Here is a 6,424-nt window from a genome sequence, read left to right on the forward strand (position 1 = left end):
GCACGGTGGTGCGCGACGCGCTGACCCCGCTGGACGCGAAGCCGGCCCCCGCCGAACGGCCCGCCGTGCGTTCGGTGGGCGTCGCCGGGTCGGGCACGATGGCGAGCGGTATCGCCGAGGTGTTCGCCAAGGCGGGGTACGTCGTGGTGCTCGCGGCCCGCAGCCAGGAGAAGGCGGACGCGGCCAAGGCGCGCGTCGCGCACCACCGTGCCGCTGCCCGGCGCCTCGTACGTGTAGAAGCCCCGCCCCGACTTCCGGCCGGTCAGCCCGGCCTCGCTGAGCTGCCGCAGGATCGGCGCCGGGGCGTGCAGCCGGTCGCGCGACGCCGCGTACATGGCCTCCAGGACCGTACGGGCGGTGTCGACACCGATCAGGTCGAGCAGCGCCAGCGGGCCCATCGGCAGCCCGCAGCCCAGCCGCATCGCGGCGTCGATGTCCTCACGCGTCGCGTACTTGGCCTCGTACATCGCGGCGGCCTGGTTCAGATAGCCGAAGAGCAGCCCGTCGGCGACGAAACCGGGCCGGTCGCCCACGGCGACGGGCTCCTTGCCCAGCTCGCGCGCCAGCGCGGTCACGGCGGTGACGGCCGCCGGCGCGGTCAGCACCGACGACACCACCTCGACCAGCTTCATCGCGGGGGCCGGATTGAAGAAGTGCAGGCCGAGCACCCGCTCCGGATGCGCGGAGTCGGCGGCGAGCCGGGTCACCGACAGGGCGTTCGTGCCGGTGGCCAGGATGGTGGCCGGGCCGACGATCGTGTCCAGCGCGCGGAAGACCTGCTGCTTGATCTCGTACGACTCCGGCACGACCTCGATGACCAGATCGGCGCCGGCGGCGGCCTGGAGGTCGGTGAAGGTACGGAACCGGGTGAGCACGCCGCGCCGCTCCTCCTCGGTGAGCCGCCCGCGCTCCACGGCGCGGGCGGTGGACGCCTCGAGCGCGGCGACCGACTGGGCGGTGGCGATCTCGTCGGTGTCGATACCGACGACCTCACGGCCGGCGTGGGCGAGGACCTCGGCGATACCGGTCCCCATCGTGCCGAGACCGACGACGGCGATGGTGGAGAGAGGGATGTCCATCACGGGACTCCAGGGGTGAGTGACGACTGAAGCAGAGGACCACCGCGGGCGCGTCGATGGCGCGCGGCGGTGTGAACCGGCGGACCCTGTCCCGGAGTCGCGCCGCGGTGCTGCCGAAACCTGCGAACCCTGTGGCGCCGAACCGACGGACACCACACTCACGGTGGCTGCGTCACCAGGCCGCCGGGAGCCGCGGGGGTTTCCCGCTCACCTGAGGTTAACCGGTGGGTAATGAGCGCGCCAGCCCTGGGGAGATGTGCGGTACGTCACCGGCGGAAACCGGCCGTTCACGGCCCTGTTGGTCACGGAGAGCGTTTTGACGGACACGCTGCGCGGATACTCTGCCCGGCATGAGCGAGCTGGAACGGCAGGCAGGACCTGCGGATACGCCGGGGTCGGCAGCGGGCGCGACCGAGGCGGTGGGGGTGACCAGTCCCCGCGCCGCCGTCACCCCGCGTGCGGAACGGGCCGCCACCGACGAGCACTTGCGCGCACTCGCCGACCGGGTACGGGCCGAGTCGCGTGACTCGGCCACGTATCGGCGGCTGATCGCCACCGAGGACCACGAGGAACTGGCCGACGTCCTCGTCGCGCCCCGACACCCCCTGTGGGCACGGGAGATCGCGGCGTACCGGCTCGGATCCGCGGGCGACCGGCGGGCGTTCGAGGCGCTGGTGCTGCTCCTGAACCACCGCGACCCCGAGCGCTGTGTGTCGGCCGCCCGCGCGCTGGCGCGGCTGCGCGACCCCCGTACGCCGCGCGCCGCCGCCGCGCTCGCGACGAACGTGCTGCGCACCGCGTACGCGCTCCAGCCGGTACGGCTGCTCGCCGAGCTGCGCGCGCCGGAGTCCGTACCGGCCCTGATCGCGACCCTGGAGCGCCTGCTGGCGCCCGACGAGACCCACTGGCGGGTGGCGCTCGCGTGCGTCGAGGGACTGGGGCGGCTCGGCGACCGGCGGGCGCTGCCGCTGCTCCGGGCGGCGCGTGCGCACCCCCGGCTGTCCGGCGCGGCGTCGGAGGCGCTCAGCCGGCTCGCGTGAGGGAGCGGGTGTAGCGCACCTCGGGCACGGAGGCGCCGCCGGCGTCGAAGGGTTCCTCGGCGCCGTCAGGTGTGAAACCGGCCTTTTCGTAGAAGCGCCGGGCGCGGTCGTTCTCCTTCAGCACCCAGAGCACGAGCGACGAGAAGCCGTCCACGACGGCGCGCTCCACCAGCGTCCGTGCCAGCGCGCGGCCGACGCCGGTGGAGACGTGCTCCGGGCGTACGTACAGGGCGTACAGCTCACCGGCGCCGTCGGGGACATCGGGGTCGCGGCAGGGACCGAGGCAGCCCCAACCGACGACGGCGCCGGCGCGCTCGGCGACGACGTTCACGACGCGGCTGCCGGTGCCGCCGTTCAGGCGGGTGCGCTGATCCGCCGCGTCCTCCTCGACGCTCATCGCGTCCAGGTACGCCTGCGGCATCAACCCGGCGTACGCCCACCGCCAGCCGCCGATCCGCACGGCGGCGACGGCGTCGCAGTCGTCGGCGGTCATCGCCCGGACGAGCAGGCCCATGGCTCAGGCGTCCTCGGGGAGGATCGCGAACGCCTCGATCTCGACGAGCAGTTCGGGACGGAACAGCGCGGCGACCTGGACGGCGGAGCTGGCCGGGGGCCGCGCGGTGTCGATCACCTCGTCGCGCGCGACGCGCACGGCGGGCAGGTGCGCGACGTCGGTCACGAAGTACGTGAGCTTCACGACATCGTCGAAGGTCGCGCCCGCCTCGGCGAGGCAGCGCCGCAGATTCTCGAACACCTGCCGCGCCTGCGCCCCGGCGTCGCCCTCCCCGACGACCTGCCCGTCACCGTCGAAGGCGCACTGCCCGGACACGGCGACGAACCGGCCGGTGCCCCAGACGACATGGCTGTATCCGGTGCCGGGGGCGACGCCGGCGGGGGAGTGCACGTGGGTGAGTCGAGTCATACCCACCATCCTGTCGGACACCGGCCACACCGGACGAGGGATTTTCCGGGGCGCTACGGCGCCCCGTTCGCCGCCGTCAGTACGCGGTGGGACTCCGTGTCGAACGCCATCAGGTGGATCCGGGCCACCGACGTCGGCGTGGAGCGCAGTGTGGTGACCGCGATGGTGGCCGCGCGGGCCGGCGGGAATCCGAAGGCGCCCGTCGAGATCGCCGGGAACGCGACGCTCCTGGCGCCCAGTTCGTCCGCCACCTCCAGGCAGCGGCGGTAGCAGGACGCCAGGACGGCCGGTTCGTCGCGGTCACCGCCCTTCCAGACCGGGCCCACCGTGTGGATCACGTGGCGGATCGGCGCGGGGAGGTCGAAGGCCGGGGTCGCCTTCGCGTCGCCCCGGGCGCACGGTGCGATCGCCGCGCCCGCCTCGGCCAGCCGGGGGCCCGCCGCCCAGTGGATCGCTCCGTCCACCCCGCCCCCGCCGCGCAGCGACTCGTTCGCCGCGTTGACGATGGCGTCCGTGTCCTGGCGGGTGATGTCGCCCCGTACGACCTCGATCACTGTCATGCCGTGGATGATCGCACCCCCGGCGCTACAACAGCGTGAGCTGCGTCGGCCCCGGCTCCGGCTCCGGCGCCACGTCGCGCTCCGGGACCAGCACCCGCCGCCGGCCCTCCCGCCCCGCCGGGCCGATGCCGAACTCGTCCGCCAGTTCGTGGACCTGGCGCGTGATGCGGCGCTGGTACCACTTGGGCGCGTACGCCCCCTCCGCGTACAGCCGCTCGTAGCGCGGCACCAGATACGCGTGGTGCTCCCGCAGCCACCGCATGAACCACTCGCGCGCGCCCGGCCGCAGATGCAGCACGAGCGGGGTCACCGACGTCGCCCCGGAAGCGGCTATCGCCCGTACCGTGGCCCGCAGTTGGTCCGCGCCGTCGCCGAGGAAGGGGATGACGGGGGCCATCAGGACCCCGCAGCCGATGCCGTTGTCCGTCAGGGTGCGTACGGCGTCGAGGCGGCGCTGCGGCGAGGGCGTGCCCGGTTCGACCGTGCGCCACAGCCCTTCGTCGGTGAAGCCGACGGAGACGGACACGCCGACGTCCGTGACCTGGGCGGCCTGCCGCAGCAGTTCGAGGTCGCGCAGGATCAGCGTGCCCTTCGTGAGGATGGAGAAGGGGTTCGCGTGGTCGCGCAGCGCCGAGATGATGCCCGGCATCAGCCGGTAGCGGCCCTCGGCCCGCTGGTAGCAGTCGACGTTCGTGCCCATCGCGATGTGCGCGCCCTGCCAGCGGCGCGACGCGAGCTGGCGGCGCAGCAGTTCCGGCGCGTTGATCTTGACCACGATCTGTGAGTCGAAGCCGATACCGGTGTCCAGGTCCAGATAGCTGTGGGTCTTACGGGCGAAGCAGTACACGCACGCGTGTGAGCAGCCCCGGTACGGATTGACCGTCCATTCGAACGGCATCCGGGACGCGCCGGGTACCCGGTTCACGATCGAACGGGCGCGGATCTCGTGGAAGGTGATGCCCCGGAACTCGGGGGTGTCGAAGGTCCTGGTGGTCACCGCGTCCGTACCGAAGAGCGCCGCGTCGCGGGCCGACGTGGGGTTCTCGGCCAGGTTGTCCCAGCGCATGTGCGCCTCCTCAGTTGTACTGGCCACAGAATAGAACACTTGTTCCCATGATCGCCATGCGCGGCCGTCCCGGCACCGTGCCCCGCCGTCCTGCCGATCGCGCCCCCGACCGCGGGCGCCCCCTGATCCGGCCCCATCGACAACGCGCCTCTAGGCTGATTCGCATGGGCATGGACAGCGCAAGCGTCGATCGGTTCGAGGCCGGCCGGGGCCGGCTGGCCTCGATCGCCTACCGGATGCTCGGCTCGGCCGCCGACGCCGAGGACGCCGTGCAGGACACGTTCCTGCGCTGGCAGGCCGCCGACCGCGAACGGGTCGAAGTGCCGGAGGCGTGGCTGACCAAGGTCGTCACCAACCTCTGTCTCGACCGGCTCCGCTCGGCGCGGGTGCGCCACGAGCGGGCGGCAGGTGCCTGGATGCCCGAGCCGCTCCTCGACGGCGATCCGATGCTCGGCCCCGCCGACACCTTCGAGCAGCGCGAATCGGTGTCCCTGGCGGTGCTGGCCGTCCTGGAGCGCCTTTCGCCGGTCGAGCGGGCCGTGTACGTCCTGCGTGAGGCGTTCTCGTACAGCCATGCCGAGATCGCCGCGATCCTCGACATCACCCGGCCCGCGAGTCAGCAGCACGCCCACCGGGCCCGGATCCGGGTCGCCGCCGAGCGCCGTCGGGGCGGCGAGGCCGACCCCGAGGCCGCGCGCCGGGTCGTCGAGGAGTTCCTCGCCGCCGCCACATCCGGGCGCACCGAACGGCTCGTGGCGCTGCTCACCGACGACGTGAGGGCGGTCTCGGACGCCGCCGGACTGGGCAGGCGGCTGCTGCGGTTCACCACGCGCGAGCGGGTCGCCTCCTTCGTGCGGGCCGGCTTCAAGTCCACTCCCGCCAAGCTGCGGCTGGCCGGCGGCTCGCCCGCGCTGCACGTCGCGTGGGTCAACGGCTCCCCCGCCGTGCTCGCCGTGGTCGACGGCCGCGTCGTGGGCATCGTGGCGTTCGAGGTCGACGGCGGCAGGGTCTCCTCCCTGCGTGGCATCGCCGCCACCGACCGGCTCGGACGCCTCAACGAGGCCTGGCGGCGGCACGAACCGGACGAGCCGGTCATCAGCGAGTGGTGACCGGCGCGCGCAAGCCGTGGAGCGGGCCCCCGATTTGGGCCCGCCCCGTGGAGATGGTTGGCTGGCCGCCCGGAGAACCGAATGCTGGAGGAAGCCATGGCGCAGGTCGAAGCCACGACGGAGCGGATCATCGCGGCGGACGCGGAGACGGTGTTCGACGCGCTGGCGGACTACCAGGACGTCCGCCCGAAGGTGCTGCCCGCCCACTTCAGTGAGTACGAGGTCCGCGAGGGCGGCGACGGCGAGGGGACTCTCGTCCACTGGAAGCTCCAGGCGACGAGCAAGCGCATCCGCGACTGCCTCCTTGAGGTGACCGAGCCCACGGACGGTCAGCTCGTGGAGAAGGACCGCAACTCCTCGATGGTCACCACCTGGGTGGTCACCCCGGCGGGCGAGGGCCGCTCGAAGGCCGTCGTCACCAGCGTGTGGAACGGCGCGGGCGGCATCGGCGGCTTCTTCGAGAGGACGTTCGCCCCCAAGGGGCTCGCCCGTATCTACGACGAGCTGCTCGCGAAGCTCGCGGCCGAGACGGAGAAGTCCCCCGAGACGGCCTGAGTCCGGCAGGCTCCGACGTCCCTGCTCCCACAACTCCCGTCCGGCGCCCCCGCCGTCAAGTCCCTTGCGGCCGGGGCGCCGGACGGGAGTTGT

7 protein-coding genes and 2 pseudogenes are annotated in these 6,424 nt (G+C 73.0%); 4 read left to right on the forward strand and 5 right to left on the reverse strand.

Translation table 11 applies throughout. From position 1 onward, the window contains the following. Positions 1-200: pseudogene (locus BHU15_RS42350) on the forward strand (3-hydroxyacyl-CoA dehydrogenase NAD-binding domain-containing protein); the annotation flags it as partial. On the opposite strand, the pseudogene BHU15_RS36935 reads toward BHU15_RS42350, so the two are convergent. Beyond that, positions 192-1,079, reverse strand: a pseudogene (locus BHU15_RS36935) (3-hydroxyacyl-CoA dehydrogenase family protein); the annotation flags it as partial. The pseudogenes BHU15_RS42350 and BHU15_RS36935 sit on opposite strands and share 9 nt — an antisense overlap. A gap of 350 nt (positions 1,080-1,429) precedes the next feature. On the opposite strand from BHU15_RS36935, the gene BHU15_RS36940 reads away from it, so the two are divergent. Next, the gene (locus tag BHU15_RS36940; RefSeq protein WP_107422999.1) at positions 1,430-2,119 is read left to right on the forward strand and encodes a HEAT repeat domain-containing protein; all 690 of its coding nucleotides are present in this window, start codon (positions 1,430-1,432) and stop codon (positions 2,117-2,119) included. Here the strand turns inward: BHU15_RS36940 and BHU15_RS36945 are convergent. The 4 genes from BHU15_RS36945 to BHU15_RS36960 are packed head-to-tail and all read right to left on the reverse strand — an operon-like array spanning position 2,103 to position 4,667. Further along, positions 2,103-2,633, reverse strand: coding sequence for a GNAT family N-acetyltransferase (locus tag BHU15_RS36945; RefSeq protein WP_069631071.1), 531 nt, complete (start codon positions 2,631-2,633; stop codon positions 2,103-2,105). The two genes, BHU15_RS36940 and BHU15_RS36945, sit on opposite strands and share 17 nt — an antisense overlap. 3 nt (positions 2,634-2,636) lie before the next feature. Next, a complete protein-coding gene (locus BHU15_RS36950; protein WP_438285007.1) occupies positions 2,637-3,050 on the reverse strand; it encodes a RidA family protein in 414 nt (137 codons plus the stop codon). Positions 3,051-3,094: 44 nt separating this feature from the next. Continuing rightward, entirely contained in the window at positions 3,095-3,601 is a 507-nt protein-coding gene (locus BHU15_RS36955) for an O-acetyl-ADP-ribose deacetylase (RefSeq protein WP_069631073.1), read from the reverse strand. A gap of 25 nt (positions 3,602-3,626) precedes the next feature. Next, positions 3,627-4,667 (reverse strand): Rv2578c family radical SAM protein, encoded by a 1,041-nt coding sequence (locus tag BHU15_RS36960; protein WP_069631074.1) that lies wholly within the window; start codon positions 4,665-4,667, stop codon positions 3,627-3,629. Positions 4,668-4,837: 170 nt separating this feature from the next. Between BHU15_RS36960 and BHU15_RS36965 the strand changes: the two genes are divergently transcribed. Then, positions 4,838-5,776 (forward strand): sigma-70 family RNA polymerase sigma factor, encoded by a 939-nt coding sequence (locus BHU15_RS36965; protein ID WP_069631075.1) that lies wholly within the window; start codon positions 4,838-4,840, stop codon positions 5,774-5,776. A 96-nt stretch (positions 5,777-5,872) separates the two neighbouring features. Further along, positions 5,873-6,331, forward strand: coding sequence for an SRPBCC family protein (locus BHU15_RS36970; protein ID WP_069631076.1), 459 nt, complete (start codon positions 5,873-5,875; stop codon positions 6,329-6,331). The last annotated feature ends 93 nt before the right edge of the window (positions 6,332-6,424 follow it).

Origin of the sequence: Streptomyces niveus, assembly GCF_001723055.1 — a bacterium.
Taxonomy (GTDB): domain Bacteria; phylum Actinomycetota; class Actinomycetes; order Streptomycetales; family Streptomycetaceae; genus Streptomyces; species Streptomyces niveus.

Excerpts from the sequence above, each read along its gene's own strand:
- BHU15_RS36955 (WP_069631073.1), bottom strand. The coding sequence starts at position 3,601 with ATGACAGTGATCGAGGTCGTACGGGGCGACATCACCCGCCAGGACACG.
- BHU15_RS36945 (WP_069631071.1), bottom strand. The coding sequence starts at position 2,633 with ATGGGCCTGCTCGTCCGGGCGATGACCGCCGACGACTGCGACGCCGTC.
- BHU15_RS36960 (WP_069631074.1), bottom strand. The coding sequence starts at position 4,667 with ATGCGCTGGGACAACCTGGCCGAGAACCCCACGTCGGCCCGCGACGCG.
- BHU15_RS36965 (WP_069631075.1), top strand. The coding sequence starts at position 4,838 with ATGGACAGCGCAAGCGTCGATCGGTTCGAGGCCGGCCGGGGCCGGCTG.
- BHU15_RS36970 (WP_069631076.1), top strand. The coding sequence starts at position 5,873 with ATGGCGCAGGTCGAAGCCACGACGGAGCGGATCATCGCGGCGGACGCG.
- BHU15_RS36950 (WP_438285007.1), bottom strand. The coding sequence starts at position 3,050 with ATGGTGGGTATGACTCGACTCACCCACGTGCACTCCCCCGCCGGCGTC.
- BHU15_RS36940 (WP_107422999.1), top strand. The coding sequence starts at position 1,430 with ATGAGCGAGCTGGAACGGCAGGCAGGACCTGCGGATACGCCGGGGTCG.